This is a genomic window from uncultured Virgibacillus sp., assembly GCF_947495635.1.
Classification (GTDB): domain Bacteria; phylum Bacillota; class Bacilli; order Bacillales; family Amphibacillaceae; genus Virgibacillus; species Virgibacillus salarius.
The window spans coordinates 1-22,427 of sequence record NZ_CANMAB010000047.1 but is presented as its reverse complement, the minus strand read 5'-3'; the positions used below and the strand labels follow the sequence as shown (position 1 = coordinate 22,427).

20 protein-coding genes are annotated in these 22,427 nt (G+C 37.6%); 14 read left to right on the top strand and 6 right to left on the bottom strand.

Features of this window, described 5'->3' with window-relative positions:
• The first annotated feature begins 4 nt into the window (after window positions 1-4).
• The 3 genes from Q1A47_RS11500 (at window position 5) to Q1A47_RS11490 (ending at window position 2,272) form a co-directional block, all read left to right on the top strand.
• Complete coding sequence (locus Q1A47_RS11500) at window positions 5-469, top strand: PTS sugar transporter subunit IIA (protein ID WP_026680431.1); 465 nt, start codon at window positions 5-7, stop codon at window positions 467-469.
• Between the two features lies 1 nt (window position 470).
• A complete protein-coding gene (locus tag Q1A47_RS11495) occupies window positions 471-1,346 on the top strand; it encodes a class II fructose-bisphosphate aldolase (RefSeq protein ID WP_026680432.1) in 876 nt (291 codons plus the stop codon).
• Between the two features lie 74 nt (window positions 1,347-1,420).
• Complete coding sequence (locus Q1A47_RS11490; RefSeq protein WP_026680433.1) at window positions 1,421-2,272, top strand: Cof-type HAD-IIB family hydrolase; 852 nt, start codon at window positions 1,421-1,423, stop codon at window positions 2,270-2,272.
• 274 nt (window positions 2,273-2,546) lie between these two features.
• On the opposite strand, the gene Q1A47_RS11485 is transcribed toward Q1A47_RS11490, so the two are convergent.
• Window positions 2,547-4,019 carry a potassium/proton antiporter gene (locus Q1A47_RS11485; protein WP_026680434.1) on the bottom strand — a complete coding sequence of 491 codons (1,473 nt, stop codon included), beginning with the start codon at window positions 4,017-4,019 and terminating at the stop codon, window positions 2,547-2,549.
• Window positions 4,020-4,294: 275 nt separating this feature from the next.
• Between Q1A47_RS11485 and Q1A47_RS11480 the strand changes: the two genes are divergently transcribed.
• Together Q1A47_RS11480 and Q1A47_RS11475 are read left to right on the top strand one after the other, a co-directional pair.
• A complete protein-coding gene (locus Q1A47_RS11480; RefSeq protein ID WP_162986316.1) occupies window positions 4,295-4,432 on the top strand; it encodes a hypothetical protein in 138 nt (45 codons plus the stop codon).
• A gap of 283 nt (window positions 4,433-4,715) precedes the next feature.
• Window positions 4,716-6,434 (top strand): methyl-accepting chemotaxis protein, encoded by a 1,719-nt coding sequence (locus Q1A47_RS11475; protein ID WP_246484541.1) that lies wholly within the window; start codon window positions 4,716-4,718, stop codon window positions 6,432-6,434.
• Between the two features lie 229 nt (window positions 6,435-6,663).
• Here the strand turns inward: Q1A47_RS11475 and pstB are convergent, their stop codons facing one another.
• From pstB to Q1A47_RS11455, 4 genes are all read right to left on the bottom strand, one after another.
• Window positions 6,664-7,467, bottom strand: a complete 804-nt coding sequence (gene pstB, locus Q1A47_RS11470; RefSeq protein WP_226983633.1) for a phosphate ABC transporter ATP-binding protein PstB — start codon at window positions 7,465-7,467, stop codon at window positions 6,664-6,666.
• Between the two features lie 39 nt (window positions 7,468-7,506).
• A complete protein-coding gene (pstA, locus tag Q1A47_RS11465) occupies window positions 7,507-8,391 on the bottom strand; it encodes a phosphate ABC transporter permease PstA (protein WP_026680437.1) in 885 nt (294 codons plus the stop codon).
• 2 nt (window positions 8,392-8,393) lie between these two features.
• Window positions 8,394-9,350 (bottom strand): phosphate ABC transporter permease subunit PstC, encoded by a 957-nt coding sequence (pstC, locus tag Q1A47_RS11460; RefSeq protein ID WP_026680438.1) that lies wholly within the window; start codon window positions 9,348-9,350, stop codon window positions 8,394-8,396.
• A 170-nt stretch (window positions 9,351-9,520) separates the two neighbouring features.
• Entirely contained in the window at window positions 9,521-10,516 is a 996-nt protein-coding gene (locus Q1A47_RS11455; RefSeq protein WP_166529932.1) for a PstS family phosphate ABC transporter substrate-binding protein, read from the bottom strand.
• A 335-nt stretch (window positions 10,517-10,851) separates the two neighbouring features.
• On the opposite strand from Q1A47_RS11455, the gene Q1A47_RS11450 reads away from it, so the two are divergent.
• The 6 genes from Q1A47_RS11450 (at window position 10,852) to Q1A47_RS11425 (ending at window position 17,808) form a co-directional block, all read left to right on the top strand.
• Complete coding sequence (locus Q1A47_RS11450; RefSeq protein WP_026680440.1) at window positions 10,852-11,490, top strand: endonuclease III domain-containing protein; 639 nt, start codon at window positions 10,852-10,854, stop codon at window positions 11,488-11,490.
• Between the two features lie 175 nt (window positions 11,491-11,665).
• A complete protein-coding gene (locus Q1A47_RS11445) occupies window positions 11,666-12,310 on the top strand; it encodes an SDR family oxidoreductase (protein ID WP_166529933.1) in 645 nt (214 codons plus the stop codon).
• A gap of 1,395 nt (window positions 12,311-13,705) precedes the next feature.
• Window positions 13,706-14,965, top strand: coding sequence for an argininosuccinate synthase (locus Q1A47_RS11440; RefSeq protein WP_026680442.1), 1,260 nt, complete (start codon window positions 13,706-13,708; stop codon window positions 14,963-14,965).
• Window positions 14,962-16,401 carry an argininosuccinate lyase gene (gene argH, locus Q1A47_RS11435; RefSeq protein WP_026680443.1) on the top strand — a complete coding sequence of 480 codons (1,440 nt, stop codon included), beginning with the start codon at window positions 14,962-14,964 and terminating at the stop codon, window positions 16,399-16,401. The genes Q1A47_RS11440 and argH overlap by 4 nt, the downstream gene beginning before the upstream one ends.
• A gap of 353 nt (window positions 16,402-16,754) precedes the next feature.
• Window positions 16,755-17,126, top strand: a complete 372-nt coding sequence (locus Q1A47_RS11430) for a CidA/LrgA family protein (protein ID WP_026680444.1) — start codon at window positions 16,755-16,757, stop codon at window positions 17,124-17,126.
• Entirely contained in the window at window positions 17,119-17,808 is a 690-nt protein-coding gene (locus Q1A47_RS11425) for an LrgB family protein (protein ID WP_026680445.1), read from the top strand. The genes Q1A47_RS11430 and Q1A47_RS11425 overlap by 8 nt, the downstream gene beginning before the upstream one ends.
• Before the next feature lie 71 nt (window positions 17,809-17,879).
• On the opposite strand, the gene Q1A47_RS11420 is transcribed toward Q1A47_RS11425, so the two are convergent.
• Window positions 17,880-18,941: an NAD(P)/FAD-dependent oxidoreductase gene (locus Q1A47_RS11420; protein WP_026680446.1), complete on the bottom strand. Its 1,062-nt coding sequence runs from the start codon at window positions 18,939-18,941 to the stop codon at window positions 17,880-17,882.
• A gap of 206 nt (window positions 18,942-19,147) precedes the next feature.
• On the opposite strand from Q1A47_RS11420, the gene Q1A47_RS11415 reads away from it, so the two are divergent.
• The 3 genes from Q1A47_RS11415 (at window position 19,148) to Q1A47_RS11405 (ending at window position 22,306) form a co-directional block, all read left to right on the top strand.
• Window positions 19,148-19,630: a PaaI family thioesterase gene (locus tag Q1A47_RS11415; RefSeq protein ID WP_026680447.1), complete on the top strand. Its 483-nt coding sequence runs from the start codon at window positions 19,148-19,150 to the stop codon at window positions 19,628-19,630.
• A 383-nt stretch (window positions 19,631-20,013) separates the two neighbouring features.
• Window positions 20,014-20,658: a LytTR family DNA-binding domain-containing protein gene (locus Q1A47_RS11410; RefSeq protein WP_121604043.1), complete on the top strand. Its 645-nt coding sequence runs from the start codon at window positions 20,014-20,016 to the stop codon at window positions 20,656-20,658.
• A 133-nt stretch (window positions 20,659-20,791) separates the two neighbouring features.
• Window positions 20,792-22,306 carry an acetyl-CoA hydrolase/transferase family protein gene (locus Q1A47_RS11405; protein WP_166529934.1) on the top strand — a complete coding sequence of 505 codons (1,515 nt, stop codon included), beginning with the start codon at window positions 20,792-20,794 and terminating at the stop codon, window positions 22,304-22,306.
• The last annotated feature ends 121 nt before the right edge of the window (window positions 22,307-22,427 follow it).

The following is a 22,427-nucleotide window of genomic DNA, read 5'->3' as shown; positions in this document are numbered from 1 at the left end:
CAGTATGAAACATTTAATTAATAAAGATTTTATTCAGCTTCAGGCGACAGCTTCTTCACAGCAAGGTGTATTTCAAGCGATTGCTGACATTGCAAAAAAACATGGGATCGCCAGTTCAGCAGAAGCGATTATCGAAGGTTTAAAACAAAGAGAATTACAAAGTACAACTGGGTTCCAGGATGGTTTTGCAATCCCCCACACGCAGACGGAAGCGGTAGAGAAACCAGCGATTATTATTGTTCGCACAGAAACTGGTATTGAATGGGAATCTTTTGACGGTCAACCAGCATTCTTCTTTTTATCCCTGTTAATACCTAAATCAGAAGCTGGTTCAACCCATCTACAGGCATTATCTGCCTTATCACGCGCGTTGATGGATGAAGAAGTTAGACAATCGATGCTTGATGCAACAACAAACGAGCAGCTAGCAAATATTGTAGCAACTGCTATTTCAGGAGGAGAGATATAAAATGGGAATTATATCAACTACACCATTGTTAAACCAAGCTAAAAAGGGAAAATACGGAATTGTAGCGTTCAATGTCCATTCATTTGATAGTATTTACTGGGTACTAGAAGCGGCTGCAGAAATGAGATCACCAGTTATATTGCAAACAACTGTTGGTACGGTAAAATCACTCGGTGCAGAAAACATTGTGAAAGTTGTTAAGGCAGCCTCCGAATATTATCATGTTCCTACTGGCTTACACTTAGATCATTGTACTGATTATGAAGTGATTAAGCAGGCAATTCGAGCTGGTTATTCCTCAGTAATGATTGATGCCTCTATGCATCCATTTGCGGAAAATGTCCGCAGAACACAGGAGGTAATGGATTTAGCAGATTCACTTGGTGTAAATGTAGAGGCAGAGCTAGGGAAAGTAGGTGGAGTAGAGGATAATATTGTTGTATCAGAAGAAGATGCACAAAAAGCAGTTCCAACAGAATGTAAGGAATTTGTTCAAATGACAGGTGTACCTACACTAGCTCCGGCGATTGGAACTGCGCATGGTATTTATAAAGGTGAACCAAATATTGATTTTTCAAGGATTGAACAGATTGGTGAATTGGTAGATACTCCATTAGTATTGCATGGGGGATCTGCTGTACCAGAGGAAGATGTTCGGAAGTGTGTTTCACTAGGAATGGCTAAAGTAAATGTATCTACAGAATTAAAAAATGCGTATTCCGAAGCAATAAGACAGCATTTTATAGAGGAACCAGAAAGTTTGGATCCACGAGCCTACTTACAAAAAGCAAAAGAAGCTGCAAAAGCTATGGTTGCTTCCAAAATACGGATGGTAGGAAGTGAAGGAAAAGTAGTTCCTTCTATTATTGAAGCATAAATTGACAAGATAGGGGATGTCTATTAAGGCAGTCCCCTATCATTTAGCTTCAATGATGAAAGGGGGAAAATAGGATGCAGTTGATTGCTATAGATTTGGATGGGACGCTTCTCTCCGAAAATGGAACGATTTCTGATGAGAATGTGCAGGCCATTCATGAGGTCCAAAGGAAAGATGACATTGTCGTGATTTCGTCTGGACGTTCGGTTCATGATACAAAAGAGATTCTTAGGCGTGCTGCTATAGATTGTCCAATTATTGCAGGTAATGGTGCAAAAGCATATGATAATGATAAACTTCTGTATCACTTATTCCTAACAAGTGATGTTATAGGTGACCTCATCGAGATACTTAAACAGCAATTAGTCTATTTTGAAATATACACGAAAGGTGGGATTTTAGTAGAAAGCCAAATTAGTGGGATCCTTGAACGAGAAAAAAGAGGAATACAGGATTTAGACGTAGCAATCGATTGGGTAGATCATATCATTGATATGCAAAACAGGCAGCACGGCTTACTACATGTTTCTAATTATAATGAAATCGATTATACGGATTTAGAGGTATATAAATTATTTGTTCTTTCTTTCGAAAAGCCAAAAAGGAATATACTCCAAAGTATTCTGAAAAATAGAAATGATATATCCATAACATCCTCAGGTAAACAAAAGATAGAAATAGCTCATCCTAATGCGAATAAGGGCTATGGCTTAAAGCAGATGGCAGATTATTTTAATATTCCCTTAAAGCATACAGTGGCAATAGGAGATAATTATAATGACGTACCTATGTTTTCTATTGCTGGAATGTGTATCGCGATGGAAAATGCTGAGGATGAAGTGAAACAACATGCCACCTACATTACGAAGCATCATGAAAACAATGGAGTCGGCTATGCCTTAAGGAAGTATATCTTAGAGGAATAGAAAATGCGAAAGGGGCAGGGGTAACACTTAATGCTCACTTCTAACGACTAAAATACGAGGCAAGAAAGTTTAAAAGAAAGTATCTATGTACCACTAAAAGGCGTTTATTAAAAACATGGAAATGATATAGAACAAAAAAGCTGAACGAATCCGACTATTCATTAAACCATTTCGAATATCGTTCAGCTTTTTGCTTCTTTCGTTTACTTTGGCATAGCTCATTTTTATTCCACATTTAACTGGCAGTAATATCCCTGCTGATTGAAGTTTTACTTTATGCTTCCGTTTTGACAGGCTTTTTCTTTTCTTTTTGACCCAATAATACCTTCTTTGATTTTTCTCTATTTTTCTTATTACTCAATACGTATAAGATGTCATTCTCTAAAATAACGGAATTACCAGTAGGAGTAATAACCTGTTTATCACGAATAATACCGATAATTAATGTCTCGTCAGGAAGTTCTATATCTATTAATGATGTATTAACTGCCGGAGATTGAGAGAATATCCTGACTTCCATGATCTCCGCTTCTGTATTTCCTAGATTAATGAGTTCCATTGAAGGTTTAGTAGGATCATTTTTATAGCCGGTTAATTTTAATTTTGTAGCTAGCCATGATAATGTGCTTCCTTGAACCAAAGCTGAAATTAATACAACGAAAAATACCGCATTAAAAATTAAGTCACTGTTATCTACTTCAGCAATGATCGGATAAGTGGCTAAAACGATAGGAACAGCTCCTTTTAGCCCAGCCCATGAAATAAACAATTTTTCTTTAACATTATATTTCATGAATACCATGGAAATAAATACAGCAATCGGTCTCGCGATAAACATTAAAATGATGGAGAGAATAATACCTTGCCAAAAGACTTCCGTAAGTTGACTTGGAAAAACAAGTAGTCCGAGGAGGATAAACATGACAATTTGCATCATCCATGCAAATCCTTCGTTGAATCGTAAGATAGAGAAACGATACATTAAATCACTATTACCAACAAATACAGCCATTACATAAACAGCTAATAAGCCACTTCCGCCTAAAAAGTCCGCTAGAAAGTATGTAGCTGTAGCCATACCAATAGCTAATGTTGGATATAGGCCGGCAGTATCAAGCTTAATATTATTGATAAGCATCACGGTTAGCTTACCGAGTAATAGTCCGATTAATAAGCCAAGTCCCATTTGTATAAAGAAGCTACCAATCGTACTCCAAATGGATGTTTCGGGTATTTGAATGAGCTCAATAAAGGAAACAGTAAGGAATACCGCCATGGGATCGTTGGAACCGGATTCTGCTTCAAGTGTAGATGTCAATTTCGTATTGATATTTTTATTACCAAGAACGGAAAAAACAGCAGCTGCATCTGTAGAACCAACAATGGCCCCGAATAACATTCCTTCAAGTAAAGATAGATCAAGAATATACATAGCAGCAAAGCCTGTTAATATGGTGGTTAATAAGACTCCTAATGTAGCTAACGAGCCTGCTGCTCCAAGGACAGGCCGAACCTGTTCCCACTTTGTTTGTGTCCCACCCTCAAATAAAATAATGATTAAAGCCATAATTCCGATTAGTTGGGTAAGCTCTACATTTTCAAAGAAAACAAATTTGTTAAGGCCCATACCAATTAAGAGGAACAACACGAGGGCTGGTAAGCCCAATCGAGTGGAGAATTTGGTTGCTAATACTCCGACAATGAGCATTGCAGAAAAGAGAAAGATGAGCATTTCTAAAGATAACATGTTGAACAGTCCTTCCAAAGAACATTCTACTACTATTATTATAACGATAAATGGACGTTTTGAGAAAAATGACGACTCATCCTTTTCGTAAGATGGCCGAAAAAAGGAATAATTTAGTTACTCTTACAAAGACTATAAATGGCTTGTTTAGAAGAGTATTTTGGCAGCATCAGGATTATATTACCTGTTGTAATAAGATCCTAAAGCAATACCATTCATGTATATCTCTTTTAAACGCCTTTACTAAAGCTTACGTAGAAAGGAGTTATTTTATAATGGCTGATAAGAACAATCAATTTAAGGAAAATAGTAATCATGGAGAACATCGCAACGGTCGTAAAAGTCCATTTAAGAATAGTAATTCCCACGGCGGTAACGAACCAAACGAGTATGTGGATAAGAAAAAGAGATAGATGGATGTTGGTGAGGGTGGGACATAACGAAAATGGTTCATTCTAAAGACGAACAATAAACTACGCTATTTCTGGAGTAGCCTCATTACACGAATATATTTTTTCAATGTTCGTTTTTTCTTCGATCAAAATCCTTTTGTCCCCACCTCTTTTTTAAATTAGGAATCGTCGTGTGTCATTTTTCATGGTTCAAATTAACCATTTTTAACGATTGCTTTACAAAAAATTAATACTTACTTGATATACTTGTTGATAATGAAGCAATGATACAGGGGGAGTTTGCTTGAAGCAGGTTATTCAAAAATGGTTCCATAATACTACGCATGTTAGCAAACGGATATTGGAAAAATTAAGCTTACGAAGTCGATTACTCATGCTGTTTATTACGTTACTATTATTTTCTATGATAGCAGTAGGAGTTATTTCATACTTAAAAGCAAAAGAAACGACGATGACTTCGATTGAAAATCGTCTAATACGAGAGACGGAATTAATGGGTTATATCGCGGATAATTTGAAGTTTTTATATGTCAGTGATGATGCCTATTTTAAGCAACAGTTAGAAGCGAATGTGCGGTCACAGAAATTGAAATTAGCCGATGATGGAATGACCTCTCATTATTTTTACATAGAAGGCGGACAAGCAGTCCCCTTTAAAGTTAGTAAGGGAGAATTGCCTGTTATCTCCGAACAATTAGTAAATGATATCGTAGAAAAAAATAAGGGTTTGTTTCATCGAACAATAAATGACGAGGAATATACTATAACCTTTCAAGAGATGAAAGAAATCCAAGGGATATATGTTTTGCTTGTTCCTACTGCTTCATACATGGGGCCAGTTCATGAAATGGCTTATTTTACCTTTTTTATTATTGTTGTAAGCAGTATCATTACTATCCTTTTCATCATTTTATTTGTTCGTAGTGTAATAAAGCCTTTAATGGTATTGAGAAAGACAATGGAAGCTGTAAGAAAAGGCAATCTGCAGCAGGCTCCAGCTATACAAACAACATTACCAGAGTTTATATCCCTCCATAAAAGTTATGAAACAATGATTACTCATATGCGTACCATGCTTCATGAAATACAAGATACAACGGTAGACCTTAAGAAAGCTGGTGGAGAGCTACAAGTTTCTTCAGAATTGACGTTACATTCTGGAGAACAATTAAAGGAAGCGATTCATGTGGTAAAACAAGGTGCTGAACAGACCGCATCGAGCTCAGAGCAAAGTGTCAAGACCTTTAAGGTGATGAAGGGTGATTTGGAACGAACGATTTTGACGATGAAGGGTATTTTTATTAGCTCCGATACGATGAATCAGTCTGCGCAAACGGGTGAAGTGCAAATGGAGAAGCTAATTCAAACCATTAGCACTTTCGAAAGCGATTTTGCTCACCTTACGGAAAAAATAAATAGCGTAAAAGCAAATTCACATTCCATAGCTAATCTTGTTAATATGATACAAGCAATTGCAGAACAGACAAAGCTGTTGTCGTTAAATGCGGCAATTGAAGCAGCAAGAGCAGGTGAAACTGGCAAAGGATTTGCAGTTGTAGCTAATGAAGTGCGCAAGCTAGCGGAGCAATCTTCACAAGCCGCTATTGAAATCACTAATTCTATTTCTAGCATGGAGTTAAACACAGCAGATGCCTCTGAAGCATTTGAGCAGATGTTAACGAAAACAAACAAGACATTAATGATGTCTAACGTTTCTAAGGATGCTTTTGATGCATTGCTAAAGGAAATTACGAATGTAAGTCATCAACTTAGAGGAATACAAATAGAATTACAGCGAATTGGAGATATACTCCCTAATATAGAACAAACGGCCATTCAATATTCTTCCGTATCGAGGGAAAATTTAGAGAGTGCAGAACAGATGCTGATAAGTAGTGATGAACAAGTCATTCAACTGAAAAACAATTATCAAATTGGACGCAAGCTTACAGACATATCGGATTCGCTCTCGCATCATTCGCAGCGCTTCCATGTAGAATGATGAAGTAACATGAGCTTATAAGGCTATAAAAAAGATTGAGAGATAATTGATAAAAGACGAACAATAATTAATTTAGGTTAATTATTGTTCGTCTTTTGATAGTTTAGAAAGTTACTCTTGCGGTACTCATAGTAACAGTCAGTAGGGGATAAACAAACCCCCCAACCGATTGAGCTTTTACTTTATAAATATGAAGGGGGAGGTTATATAATTGGTTTACGCAAATCGTCTAACCAAATCTTCCAGAGATATAATCTTCCGTGCGGTTATCTGCTGGATTCGTAAAAATCGTATTGGTATCATCGAATTCAACGACTTCACCGTTAAGGAAAAAGGCAGTACGATCAGATATTCTTGCGGCCTGCTGCATATTGTGTGTAACAATGATGATTGAATAATCCTTTTTCAATTCTTGGATTAATTCTTCCACTCTCAATGTTGATTTTGGATCTAATGCAGATGTTGGTTCATCCATTAAAATGACATCTGGTTCAATCGCTAAACAGCGCGCAATGCAGATCCGCTGTTGCTGTCCTCCGGAAAGCCCGTAGGCATTTTCTTTTAAACGATCCTTTACTTCATCCCAGATAGAAGCACCTCGTAAGCTCTTTTCCACGATTTCATCGAGTACTTTTTTATTGCGAATACCATGAATTTTAGGACCGTATGCGATATTATCATAGATTGATTTTGGAAATGGGTTCGGTTTTTGAAAAACCATTCCTACTCTTGTTCTCAAATCTTCCACTTTAAAAGATTTATCCAATATACTTTTTTCATTATAGGTAATTGTTCCCGAGGTACGAACGCTAGGAACAAGCTCAACCATACGATTTAATGTTTTTAGATACGTTGACTTACCACATCCAGAAGGGCCAATGATGGCAGTGACTTCTTTTTCGTAGATGGATAGGTTAATATCTTTTAAAGCATGCGTTTCTCCATACCATAGATTTAAATCGTTCGTGTCATAAACAATGTTTTTCTGGGGCATTTGTACAGTATTTTCTGAGAATGCAAGTGGTTCTTTCATTTTTGGTTTTGTTAAGGTGCTCATTCTGTTCACTCCTTATCAATATCGTTTTTGAAACTTATTGCGGATAAAAATTGCCGCTGCATTTAGTAAAAATAGTAATACTAACAAAACAATGATGGTAGCCGCAGCTAAATTCGCATACTCTTCCACTAGGGATGAATCCAACGTCCAATAGTAAATCTGCATAGGGAGGACAGTGAATTTGTCCATAATACCACCTGGAAATGGGATTAATAGAGCTGGAATCCCAATAACAACAAGGGGTGCGGTCTCGCCAATAGCCCTAGAAAGCGATAAGATAGAACCTGTAAGTATACCAGGTAATGCTGCTGGTAAGATAATATTCTTTACGGTTTGCCATTTGGTTGCTCCCATCCCATAGGATGCTTCACTAAGATGCTGAGGTACGGCACGTATAGATTCTTGCGCAGCAACAATAATGATAGGAAGTACAAGTAATGACATGGTGAGTCCGCCAGCTAAAACAATGTTTCCAAAGTCGAGCGCACGGACAAATAATGTCATACCGAGAATTCCATATACAATCGAAGGTACACCAGCTAAGTTTGCTATATTTGTTTGAATAAAGGATTGAAAACGTCCTTTGCTTGCATATAATTCAAGATAGATGGCAGTACCTACTCCCAGGAACAATGTGACAGGAATAACAACGACCATGAGCCAGAAGGTTCCTAATATTGCCCCCATAATCCCTGCTCTATCCGGAGAAGTTGATAGCTTTCCTGTTAAAAAATCCATGTTAATCCAGCTAGCACCTTGTAGTAAGACGCGGATAATTAAGATTGCTAGAACGACTAAGCCAAATAACGTTGCTGCAAAGAATAATGATTTTAATAGATTGTTTTTTAGTAAACGCGTATTCATCTTTTTCTGTACTTGTTCGATGTTGACATATTTCATGATTAATATTCCTCCCTAAATTTACGAGAGACATATCTAGCAAGTAAATTCATGATAAGTGTGAAGACAAATAGTGTCATAGCAACTGCATATAGGCTATAGTAAATGGTCGATCCAGCAGGTGCATCCCCACCTGATACTTCCACAATGTAAGCAGTCATTGTTTGCATGGATTGGGTTATATCAAAGGTGAAGTTCTTCGAGCTTCCACTTGCAATGGTTACAATCATTGTTTCGCCGATTGCTCGAGATATTCCTAAAACAAAGGATGCGATAATTCCTGAAAGCGCAGCGGGAATAACGACTCGAAATGTAACCTCTAGCTTTGTTGCACCTAATGCGAGAGCTCCTTCGCGCATAGAATTGGGAACAGAAGTCATAGCATCTTCCGATAAAGAAGCTATCATGGGGATGATCATTACTCCCATCACTAATCCAGGGCTTAAAATATTAGTTGCTTCTACACTTGGAAATATTTCTCTTATTAGTGGTGTTACGAACGTAAAAGCAAAGAATCCATACACAATAGTAGGAATCCCTGCAAGGATTTCTAAAAGTGGTTTTAACGTTCTTCTGACCCTTTCAGAAGCATATTCACTTAAGAAAACGGCTGTCATAATTCCAATCGGCCCTGCGACTAACATAGCAATGAAAGATGAAATAATAGTTCCATTGATAAGGGGAAGTACCCCGAACTCCGGATTTTGACTAAGCGGTTTTAAGACAGTCCCTGTAAAGAAATCAGCTATCGGTACACGTTTAAAGAATTCTATCGTTTCTGTTAATAGTGTAAAGACAATACCAATTGTAGTAAGAATGGAAATAGCGGCTATGGAAAAGAGGAGTACTGGGATCATCTTCTCTGTTACCTTACGCATGTTTTGTCCATTTTTATTTTTGGCAATCATGTCTCTAACTTTTGTTTTTTCGTGATTGTATATCTCGTTGTTCGATGCCATTATTGGTGCCCTCCTTCCAGAGCGTTAAGTCACAAGAAATGAGAGCATAGCAGCTCTCATCTCTCATATCATGTGGAGTTAATTAGATTAGGTGCTTACTAGCGTTACGAGCACATCTTAAGATGAGAAAGACCGAAACCATTAGTACAGAGCACTAATGGTTTGTCCTGTTATTTAAGAGCTTCTAAATCACTGATTAAGCTCTCTACTTCTTCATCTGGGATTGGAGCAAAACCAGTTTCACCAGCAAATTTATTTATGTTGTTCATAACGAATAGCGCGTAATCAAGTACTTGGGGCTTCTCTTTAGCGTGACCAACATTCAAATATGTGAATACTGGGCGAGTGAACCCTGCATAATCTCCATCCTCAGCAATGGTGTCTAAAGAAGGTTCAACCGGTCCGTTACCAAAATCTACGTTAACTGCTTGCAGCTTATCTTTGTTACTGTCATAATAGCCGAAGCCAAAGAACCCAATAGCGTTTTTATCTTCTGAAACTAACGTAACAAGTGTTGAATAATCTTGTTGCAAATTAATATCACTTACTAGATCTTTTTCCTCTAAAATGTTTTCATAGAAAAATTCATACGTTCCATGATTTTCGTTTGGTCCATAGGTTTGAATTTTTTCATTTGGCCAATCTGAATTAATATCTGACCAGTTTGTATATTCTCCAAGGAAAATGCCTGTGATTTGGTCTTCCGTTAATTCTGTAGCCCAATCATTATCTGGATGAGTAACGATTGTTAATCCGTCTAAGGCTACTTTTAATTCTTTAATTTCCAGCCCAAGCTCATCGGCTTTTGCTTGTTCTTCTTCTTTAATCACACGAGAAGCATCGTTAAAGTCTGTTCCGTCTTCTACAAGGAATTTTTCAAATCCAGCACTAGTTCCTGCGCGACTTACTTCTACAGATACATTTGGTTGTTCATTAACCATATATTCTTCAGCTAATCTTGACATTAAAGGATAGACTGTTCCAGATCCATCAATGACAACACTACCCTCTAGCTCTTCAGATCCGCCTTCACCTTCAGCATTTGCGTTTTCAGATGAGTCATTTTCTTTCTCTGAACTATCTCCTTCTGAATCCGACCCGCATGCTGCGATAACAACGGCAAGTGCGGCGATAAGAAAGAACATAAGGTACTTCTTGAACTTCATTAAAATTGCCTCCCCTGTTTAGCGTATATATTATTATCAAGGAGGGTTGCCCCTCTCATTTGCTAGTATAGTAGGCGATTATTAAGCTAGTATGTTATCAATGTAAATGTTTTGTAAATTAATAGAAAAATGGTCCTTTTATAACTTGCAAGAGAGAAAAATACACTGTCGTAACAGGTAAATATTAGGAGGTTTTTGGCAGGTGAGAATAGGAAGCTTATCTATTTTAAGCATTCACTTTATAGGAAATGTAGTTTAATGATAAACAGCGTTCTGCTAAGATGGAGGAAATGATAGGTAAGGTTGAAAATTTAATGATGGGGGAAGTAATACACATGCGTACTTACCAAGCTATTTATGATACGTTATTTTCTCACTATGGTCCACAAGGCTGGTGGCCGGCAGATTCTGCAATGGAAATGATGCTTGGAGCCATTCTAGTACAACATACTAACTGGAATAATGTCGAAAAGGCAATGAAAAATGTAAAAGTATATCGATCTCCAGAGGAGCTATATGAATTGTCGCTTGACGAATTAGCCACACTTATTCGTCCTAGTGGGTTTTTTAACACGAAAGCAAAGCGTATAAAATCATTTCTTATGTGGTTTAGACAGTATGATTATGACGTAAGGAAGCTTCGCTATTTAAAAAGACTAGAGTTACGGGAGCAGTTGCTGCAAATTCATGGTATAGGGAAAGAGACAGCAGATGTAATCCTTTTGTATGCTTTTGGTAAACCTATATTCGTAGTTGATGCTTATGCAAGGCGACTTTTTAAAAGACTTGGTTTTAATATGCCTGATACCTATGATGCGTTTCGTTCTGATGTGGAAAGGGAGCTTCCAGAAAGCGTGGAAATATATAATGAATATCATGCACTAATTGTGATGCATGCAAAAGTACATTGTAAAGCAACCCCGATTTGTACGGATTGTCCTTTGTGGGAGTACTGTGAACGTCAAATATCCTAAATGAAGCGGATGTATTCCATATTATGGCCACATATACTAAGGAATAGTAGTGTAACTAACTGATACAGCAACTTCTAAGTAATATAACTTCTATACGAAACAGTACTTTTGCTTCGGTTAAGATTGTCTGAAATAATGGAGCCAGAACACTCACATTAGGAAGGAGTTCGATCATATGCATGTATTTTTAGTAGGAGCGAATGGCCAAATTGGGAAACATATTTTACAACAATTAACGACTAGTAAAGAACATACGGTAAAAGCGATGGTAAGAAAGCAGGAACAAGCAACAGCGCTAGAAAGTAAAGGAATCGACGTAGTTATAGCAGATCTAGAAGGCAGTGTTGATGAATTAGCAGCAGCAATGAAAGGGACAGATGCAATTATTTTTACAGCAGGATCTGGAGGAAGCACAGGCCTAGACAAGACGTTACTCATTGATTTAGATGGAGCGGTAAAAACGATGGAAGCTGCTGAGCAGGTAGGCATCGATAGATATATTATTGTTAGTGCTCATCAAGCTCATCATCGGGAAAATTGGAATGAGCAGATTAGGCCTTATTATGTAGCGAAGCATTATGCTGATCGAATGCTAAAAACTACGAGGCTGAACTATACCATTGTTCGGCCTGGCGGGTTGTTAAATGATCCAGGTACTGGTAAAGTGTCAGCAGCTGAGAATTTAACAAGAGGATTTATACCAAGGGAGGATGTAGCCTCAACTGTCATAGCAACTCTTAATGAAAAGAATACATTCTGTAAATCCTTTGATTTAGTATCCGGGGACAGCGAAATAACGAAAGCATTGACCAGTTTATAAAATATAGCGGACGAGACAAATGAAATATAGATAAAGCAATTCCGGACTATTATGCGAGTAACGAAGTGATATTCGGATGGTAGTTCGGATCTTTTTGAAATAATAATCCTTCTGATTAAAACAACAATGACTACAACCTGTTCATCCATATTACAGAAAAATTAAGGGGGGTTCTGCGGAGATAGCAGTTAGCGATTTAGATAGGTGAATTGTCCATTTTAAAATACCTCTATACAAAATTTTGGCATCAATGTATTATCTAATAGGATGAGACGTATTTTTCGCTGTAAACTCCGTATCAGCTATCATATTTTATCATACCGTTGGTCCCAGATTCCATTTATCGAACTCCCCAATCTTAGGGGGTCCCTCGCCGGTAGACACTCCCAAACGTGGAAGCTTAGAGGGGTTAAAAGGATCTTGATATAGTGAATGTCAGGTGTTAAAGGTGGCGGTATACCCATAACCATGATATGGATGCTCACAACTTGTATAGCCTCAGCAGAAAAAAGAGGTTTTAATTTGACTGGTTTTCACTCTAATTACCTTATGATAAAACTAGGTACTTCGTTAAAGTAATTGACTTAGAGAGAGTGCGTGATAGATTGATTTACAATATTGCTGTACTTATCGGCGTTTTTCTTTTTTTAACAATAAAGCAATTCACTTTCAATGATACAGTACAATGGTTAGGAAATATCGGAACCTCTATTTTTGCAATGTTACTGTATATTTATGCTCACTGGTATCAGAAAAAAAGCGAAAAATAATTACCCACCTTAAGGATTTAAAATTTATAAAAAATGAGACTGAGACAAAAAAATGAAGAAACAATTAAAAACGAGCGATGATTAGTTGAAATTAATTATCGTTCATTTTTTGATTAGAATAATTATTTTAGCACCAGAAATAAGCGAAACTCCGGTGGAAACAGCACGAGTCCGAAGATCCACATGGTAACGTGTTTTTCTTTACCAAGTTAGCTGAGGCCGTGCGTGGAAAGTGCGTATAGTTTCACAGTGCGGCGATGATACTAGCCATTGATAACATGATCATTCGTATTTTGAGTAAAGAAGTTGTGTTTTGTCCCAGCCTTCTTTGCTCTTTCCTTATTGTAAATGTTGATAGTTCGTTGACACTCCCCCTATTAGAAGGGGGTTTTTAATTCGCCAACATAAATTTATTTCCACTCCAAATCTATATCTTTTTAATAAACGTAAAATACATCTTGTGCATGACGATCAGTTAAATTAATACTCTTTGTATCAAGGGTTTACACAGGAATTAATACTATAAAACATATTTTCTATAAAAATATTATAGTTACCTATTGAATATATATTCATATTAATGCATAATAATTCAATAAGAACTTAATGAACAGGAGTGGTGAGAATGACCAAGGATAAAATCGTATTAGCTTATTCTGGCGGACTAGATACATCTGTAGCGATAAAATGGCTTCAGGATAAATATAATTATGATGTAATAGCAGTAGCCCTTGATGTAGGTGAAGGAAAAGACCTTGAATTTGTGAAAAATAAAGCATTACAAGTAGGGGCAATTAAGTCGTATGTCATCGATGCTAAAGCATTGTTTGCAAATGAATTTGTGTTACCTGCGCTACAAGCTAATTTATTATATGAAGGAAAGTATCCTTTAATATCAGCGCTTTCACGTCCATTGATTGCCAAAATATTGGTGAATATTGCTAAAGAAGAAGGTGCAGTAGCAGTAGCACATGGCTGTACTGGTAAAGGAAATGATCAAGTACGGTTTGATGTTGCGTTTACTGCTTTACAGCCAGATTTAAAAATTGTTGCACCTGTACGTGAATGGGCAATGTCGAGAGAAGAAGAGATTGAATATGCAAAAAAACATAATATTCCTATTCCGATTGATCTAGATAATCCGTTTAGCATCGATCAAAATTTGTGGGGACGTAGTAACGAATGTGGAATATTAGAAGATCCGTGGGCTGAAGCACCAGAAGAAGCATTTGACTTAACTACAAATCCAGTGGAGGCGCCAAATGATCCGGAAATTGTGCAAATTACATTTGAACAAGGTAAGCCTGTTTCCTTAGATGGCAATTCTATGCCATTAGAAGAACTTATCGTTACATTAAATCGTGTTGCTGGAAAGCATGGTGTCGGAAGAATTGACCATGTGGAAAATCGTTTAGTTGGAATTAAATCACGAGAAATTTACGAAGCTCCGGGGGCACTTACGTTAATTGCTGCCCATCAAGAATTAGAAGCACTAACCTTGCCTAGAGAGGTAGCTCAATTTAAACCGTTAATGGAGCAAAAGCTGGCGCAAACGGTTTATGACGGCCTTTGGTATTCTCCACTTACGGATGCACTGAAAGCTTTTATTGAAGAAACACAAAACGATGTATCTGGTACAGTTAAAGTTAAATTATATAAAGGTCATGCACAAGTAGTTGGTCGTGAATCACAACAGTCGTTGTATGACTTTGATTTAGCTACGTACAATGCACAGGACGCCTTTGATCATGAAGCTGCCTTAGGATTTATTAAGCTTTGGGGACTGCCTACAAAAGTACACGCAACTGTAAATCACGCACATAAAGCTGTTGATCAGTCTGTGAAAGACGCCGTATTAGATGTGAAGGAAGCTGTCCAGCCATGAAGCTATGGGGAGGGCGTTTTACTAAGCCGACGAGTCAATTAGTAGATGAGTATACAGCCTCCATTTATTTTGATAAGAAATTAGCAGCCTATGATATTGAGGGAAGCCTAGCACATGTGGCTATGCTAGGTAAATGTAAGATTATAACGACAGAAGAGGCTAAAACCATAGCAGAGGGTCTTAACATTGTTGCTAGTAAAATAGAAAGTGGAGAAGCACGATTAAGTGAAGAACATGAAGATATTCATATGAACGTAGAAAAGCTACTGATTGAAGAAGTTGGTCCCGTTGGTGGAAAGCTTCATACAGGGAGAAGTAGAAATGATCAAGTAGCCCTTGATATGCGTTTATATTTACGTGATGCTTTGGTGGAGTTAATCGATTTACTAGTCCATGTACAGATCGCATTACTAAAACAAGCGAAAGCAAATATGGATACCATTTTACCAGGCTATACACATCTTCAAAGAGCTCAGCCAGTATTATTTTCCCATCATTTACTGGCATATGCTTGGATGTTCCAACGAGATATCGATCGATTAACGGATAGCTGGAAGCGTGTGAATCAATCGCCGCTCGGTGCTGGTGCGCTAGCGGGGACGACGTTTCCAATCGATCGAGGATTCGTAGCTGAACAACTTGCCTTTGAAGATGTTTGTGAAAATAGCTTAGACGCAGTTAGTGATCGAGATTTTGTTATTGAATTCTTAAGTGATGCATCAATGATTTCCATGCATCTGTCAAGACTCTGTGAAGAGCTTGTTCAATGGTCTAGTCAAGAATTTCATTTTATTGAGCTCGATGATGAATTTTCTACTGGTAGTAGTATGATGCCACAAAAGAAAAATCCTGATGTGGCAGAATTAGTAAGAGGTAAAACTGGTCGAGTATACGGTCATCTTATGGGAATGCTGACAACATTAAAGGGATTGCCGCTAGCATATAATAAAGACATGCAAGAAGACAAAGAAGGTATGTTTGATACTGTCGCGACGTTAAGAGGAGCGCTATCTTTATTTGCGCCGATGATTGAAACGATGAAAGTAAACAAAGATGTTATGTACAATGCGGTACAAAGAGATTATTCTAATGCAACAGATTTTGCTGATTATCTAGTTGGAAAAGGGATACCTTTCAGAGAATCGCATGCGATAACAGGTGAAACAGTGCTATATTGTATCAAAGAAAATAAATATTTAACAGAGCTAACGTTGGATGAATTTCAGTCTTTCTCTAAAAAGGTTGAAGCTGATATTTATCATTTTCTATCACCAGAAGCCGTTGTACAAGCACGTAATGTTCTGGGAGGAACAGCTAAAAATCAAGTAAACAATCAGCTTGAGAGCATCACACAAGCCATTAACATGAATAAGCAATGGCTTGAAGTTAAAAATGAACGATTGGCCAACCGTACACACCAAGCGTCATCTTATTAATAGCTAACTTCTACAACCGGGTATGGTGAACCCGGTTGTTTTTCTGTGCAATAGGGCGGGAAGATAGGATTCCACATATAACTGGAAATAACACCACCTCTTCTAGGAATAAAGAGAAACCAATATTGGTAAATAGGGGATAAACACCCTCCCACTTATTGAAGTTTCACTTATCAATTTACAACGTAGTTTGTATAACTGCTATAATGGTATATGTCATTTGAAAAATAGCTGGTGAAACACAGCGATGATTCAATGGATTTACGAGCAAGTCTTTTTCGTTTTGTCTCGCGGTGTTTTAATGATAAGCTATTTATTTCAATTGGTACATCTTAGAGTAGGAAGTGACCATCTTGAAGAAGTTAGGTAAAATGATCCTCCATATTTGCTTATTATATATCATATTTTTGTTTGGCAATTGGATACAAAACACATTGCATTTATTTATTCCTGGTAGTGTAATAGGTATGTTGATCTTATTTCTATTATTAATAACCAACGTTTTTCGTATTTCCTGGGTTGATGAAGGTGCTAATTATATTATTAATAATCTAGCATTCTTTTTTATTCCAGTTACAGTTGGTGTTATCAATTATTTTCACTTATTTTCTGGAAAAGGTTTTTTCCTGATTATTATCGTATTAATAAGCACGATTTTTGTTATGGGTGGATCAGGTGTTGTAAGTCAGTGGTTAATTCGCAGAAAGGAATGTCAGCATGAATGAAATCATCTTAGCAACAGTGGCAATTATCGGAACGTTTTTCATCTATCAACTTGCAGTTCGTATTCATCATACGTGGAATTACCCTTTAACGGCGCCAGTTTTAATTGCGACGACAATAATCATTATTATACTAGCTATGTTTCATATTCCTTATGAAACATATATGATTGGTGGAAAGTGGATTAATGAGCTGTTAGGTCCGGCAGTTGTTGCGCTTGCTTATCCATTATATCAACATAGAGAAACTTTAAAAAAAGTAACCATACCAATCTTAGTAGGGACATTGTTTGGGGCAATCTTAGGTATTTCAACAGGCGTATTATTAGCTAAGTGGGCGGGGTTTGAATCAAGCATTATCTATTCGTTAACGCCAAAGTCTGTAACAACCCCAGTAGCGATGGCTGTTACAGATACTCTGGGTGGTGTTATGTCGTTATCAGCAGTATTTGTTATGATAGCAGGAATCGGTGGTGTATTGATGCATACTTTTGTTCTTAGATTGTTTCGATTGGATCATTATTTAGGGCGTGGTGTTGGAATGGGGAGTGCATCTCACGCAATTGGAACAGCGACATCTATGGAAAAAAGTCAGCTAGAAGGGGCGATTAGCACGATTGCTATGGTTGTAAGTGCAGTTGTTGTTTCCATCATTACCCCTGGTTTGGTTCATCTAATGCTATAAATGTGACGTTGACTGTCCAGTGAATAATAAAACCGAGGCAATTCAGAGTGATCAGCCTCGGTTTTTACGTATTAATGGCGCTTATTTAACCAAAGAACCCCTGATTTAGCTAATCGTGGTAAAAGCCCAGTCATTGGCTTTTGCATCATGTTTCCGAACCCATCCGATTTGCCGAGTGAGCCAAGTGTACCTTTTAATTTAATTTCCTTTGGTTTTTTTGGCTCTTTATCACTGAGAACTGCTAAAAGCACCTCTGCGATTTTCTCCCCTTGCTGACCAGCTAGCTGTGCACTAGGTGAATATTCAGAGGAAGCGCAATCCCCTACTACATAAATATTTGTTCTTTCTGGTATTTGGAAGAAATCATTCACAACGATTTTCTCTTGCTCATCTTTAGCAAAGGGAAGTTCTCGAACTAAATAATGTGGTCTTACACCTGCAGTCCAGATGGTAACATCGTTTACAAAACAAACACCGTTATTGCAGACGCCATCTTTTTCTACATATTCTACATTGGAGTGGTGGAGTACATCTACATCGTTTCTAATGAACCATTCTGATACGTACTGCTGTATTTTTGCATCAAAAGCCTTTAAAACACTTGCACCACGATCTAATAAGCGAATATTTAAGTCAGGGCGGCTTTCTCTTATTTCTGAAGCCACTTCGATACCACTTAGTCCAGCACCAACGACTGAGACTTTCCCGTAAGCTTTCAAATTACAAACGGCAAGCCCTGTATTTCTTGCCTTTTCAAAGGTTTGAACACTATGTGTGAACTCTTTAGCTCCTTGAATGCCGTGATAATTATCCTCACAACCTAAACCAATTACGAGATAGTCATAGGGAATGATTTCACTGGAATTAGAAAATAAAATTTCTTCCTTAACCGTATCAATTTCTTTAATCTCCCCGTAAAAATAACGTACACGTTGATCGTCAGGAAAGTGTAATCGAACATCTTTTTCTGCAGAAGTACCTGCTGCTATTGTATAGAACTCTGTTTTAATAGAATGGTAAGGATTTCGATCCACTAAGGTAATTTCTACTTCTTCTGGCAGCTGATAATCAAGCAGACCTAACAAGGCCTTCAGTCCACCGTACCCCCCGCCTAATATGACCAATCTTTTCATGCCACAAAACCCCATCTCTGAAAGTAATATCTGTATACTTATATTCTAGCGAAGATATAAAGCGATGTCACCATTTGATTGATTTCGACAAGCAATGGATCCGTTATCAACTACACTGTGTTGACTGAGGATGTAAAATTTATGCTTATACCATATATTTCAACATATGCTTGTATGCTATACTAGTCAAAAAAGGAGGGGACAACATGTCTATAGATGCAATACAAGATATTTACCCAGAGGACTATGCTTGGTGCTACGGCTGTGGAAGGCTGAATAAAGAAGGACTTCATTTTAAAACCATCTGGCAAGGTGATAAAACGATTACGGTGTATACACCTAGGCCAGAACATACAGCTATTCCTGGATTTGTATATGGAGGATTAATTGGATCTTTAATTGATTGCCACGGAACAGGCTCAGCGTCAATGGCTTTACATCGTAAAAATGGCCATGAAATTGGAGATGGGACAGAGCCACCCCGTTTTGTTACCGCATCTTTACATGTAGACTTTATGAAACCGACACCTCATGGTATACCTCTGAAGGCTATTGGAACTGTTGAAGAAATACATCCAAAGAAATTCAAAATACGCACGGAAGTGTTTGCTCATAACGACTGCTGTGCAAAGGGAGAAGTGATAGCTGCGGTAATGCCAGCAGCGTTTAAACAAAAATCAGAAGTTTAACCTGTACATAACCAGTAAGATACCCACTGATTGAAGTTTCACTTTGTAGATTAATGTGTTGTAATAAGTAGTATATTTGCTTTTTTTTTCGCTTGTTCAAGGGATCCATTACCAAACCATGTGGAAAAAGGATTACATTCATATGGAGGATAATGAGATTTTAATTTATCGCGGATTATGTTTACCAAGGAAACGGATTTCCTTCGAAGATATAAAGAGATTCAAAGAAGTAAGTACTTTGATTGAGCTACACTTAAAGGAAGATAAGCATGCACAGTTTAATATAGATTGGCTTTCTAATCATTCGGTCAAAGCTATAAAGGAAACACTTTGTAAAAAAATCCACGAGGAAATGGATGAAGTAAGGAAAAAGGAGCATTATCATGCAAAGACTCACTACTAGATCATTATTAGATGTAATTGGTGAACTTTTTTCCGATGAGATATCTATTGCCGTAACAACGACATCGGAATATATCTACTATCGCCCAAGTATACGAATTGATTTAAAAATTAGACCTGGAGATTCAATTAAGGAAGAAACACTTGCTAGCAAGGCTCTGGTAATGGAGCAGAAAGTGTCTGAATTCATACCCCGAAATGTATTTGGGATCCCGTATCATGGTATGGCAGTTCCCTTTTATGATGGAGCTCATTTAGGAGGATGTGTGCTTGCTATTTATCCAGCATTAACGGAGGGGAAATCAGTTATTACCGTAAAGACTTCAGACGGTTGGAAACCAATTCCTTTTGAGAAAGTCCAATATATCGAAGTGAAGGACAGGAGGACAAATGTTATTTCTCAAGAATTGAATGGTGTACATCGGCTTACGTTGCAGGATTTTGAATATATGCTACCAAGAGAATCGTTCATTCGTTGTCATCGATCATTTATAGTTAATGTGAATCAAATTGAGCATATTTATCCAGATACGCATTCGACATTTATGCTAGCTATGAGAAATGGAGACCAAATACCTGTTAGCCAATCCTATTCCAGTTATTTTCGGAAGCTATTAGGATTTTGAATACAAATACTGTTTTAAAAGTATCTGGTACTGGTCTAAGCAATATACTTCTATTCCAGACATATTTCCACAAAAAAGAAAGCGCTTCATATAGAATAGTCCTTAAACTCTAATAAGAAAGAAGGGGTTTGGGATGAGATGTGAACATGATAGAATAGAGGATGTTCGACTGCATGATCGCGTTGTAACTGCAGAAGAAGCAGCATCGTGGATAAAGGATGGAATGACACTTGGATTAAGCGGCTTTACCCGGGCAGGGGATGTAAAAGCTGTACCAACAGCGTTAGTAAAGCGAGTCGAAAATGGGGAGCGCCTAAAGGTGAATGTTTTTACAGGTGCTTCTTTGGGGTCAGACGTTGATAAGATGTTTGCGGAAGCAGGCTTGGTTAATAAACGCTTACCTTTTCAAGCAGATCCATTCATGCGGAGGAAAATAAATCAAGGAGAGCATCTATTCGTTGACCATCATCTTTCGCATACCGCTGAATTACTACGGGGAAATGTAATAGAAAAAGTTGATTATGCTATTTTGGAAGCGATTTCCATCACGGCTGAAGGGTTAATTATACCAACTACTTCAATTGGTAACTCCCTTTCATTTGCAGAGAGCGCAAAGGCAGTTATTATTGAGATCAATTTAGCTCAATCTCTATTGTTAAAAGGGCTGCATGACCTATACAGCCCGGATAAGCAAGGAAAGCGCAAACCTATTCCTTTAACTGAGGTGCATGATCGAATTGGTACAATCGGTATTCCGATTGATGTGGAGAAAGTTAAAGGAATCGTTTTTACAAACCAAACGGATTCTCCCTCTACGATTGTACAGCCAGATAAAGAAACAAAGGTTATGGCCGATCATTTGCTGCACTTTTTTCGTGAGGAGGTTGCGACAGGGAGATTAACTAAAAACCTTGCTCCACTTCAATCTGGTATTGGCTCAGTTGCAAATGCTGTTTTACATGGAATGGTTAATTCAGAATTTGAAAATCTAGAGATTTACTCGGAAGTATTACAGGACGTTGTATTTGATTTAATGGATGCAAATAAGGTGCGGATGGCATCTTGCTGTTCGATTACGCTTTCTGAGGCTAGAATGCAAGAGGTCTTTAACAACTTCGAGCGATATCGAAATAAATTAATTATGCGTCCACAGGAAATATCCAATCATCCAGAAATTATTCGTAGACTTGGACTCTTATCCATTAACACAGCGTTAGAATTTGATATCTATGGGAATGTCAATTCAACTCATGTGGCGGGCACGAAGATGATGAATGGGATAGGGGGATCTGGTGATTTTGCCCGAAATGCTAGGGTCGCCATCTTTGTTACAAAATCTATTGCTAAGAATGGTACTATTTCAAGTGTTGTACCCTTTGCTTCGCATATCGATCATACAGAGCATGATGTAGATATATTAGTTACGGAGCAAGGCTATGCAGATTTACGAGGGCTTGCTCCAAGGGAAAGAGCTCCACTGATTATTGAAAATTGTGCACATCCTATGTATCGTAAGCAATTATGGAATTACTATAAGGAAGCAATTAAAGGTGGTGGGCAGACACCTCATAATTTGGAAAAGGCAATGAGCTGGCATGTTAGTTACACGAAACAGGGGACAATGCAGGAACTAATTGGGCAGGATTAGTTTCTAGATGGTTCGATTAGATAAAGGGGATCTATATAATGAGGAAGGGGCTGGGACATAACTAGCCCTTATGAAGTTAAAAAAGATTCCAGTTATCAAAAAATGATAGCTGGAATCTTTT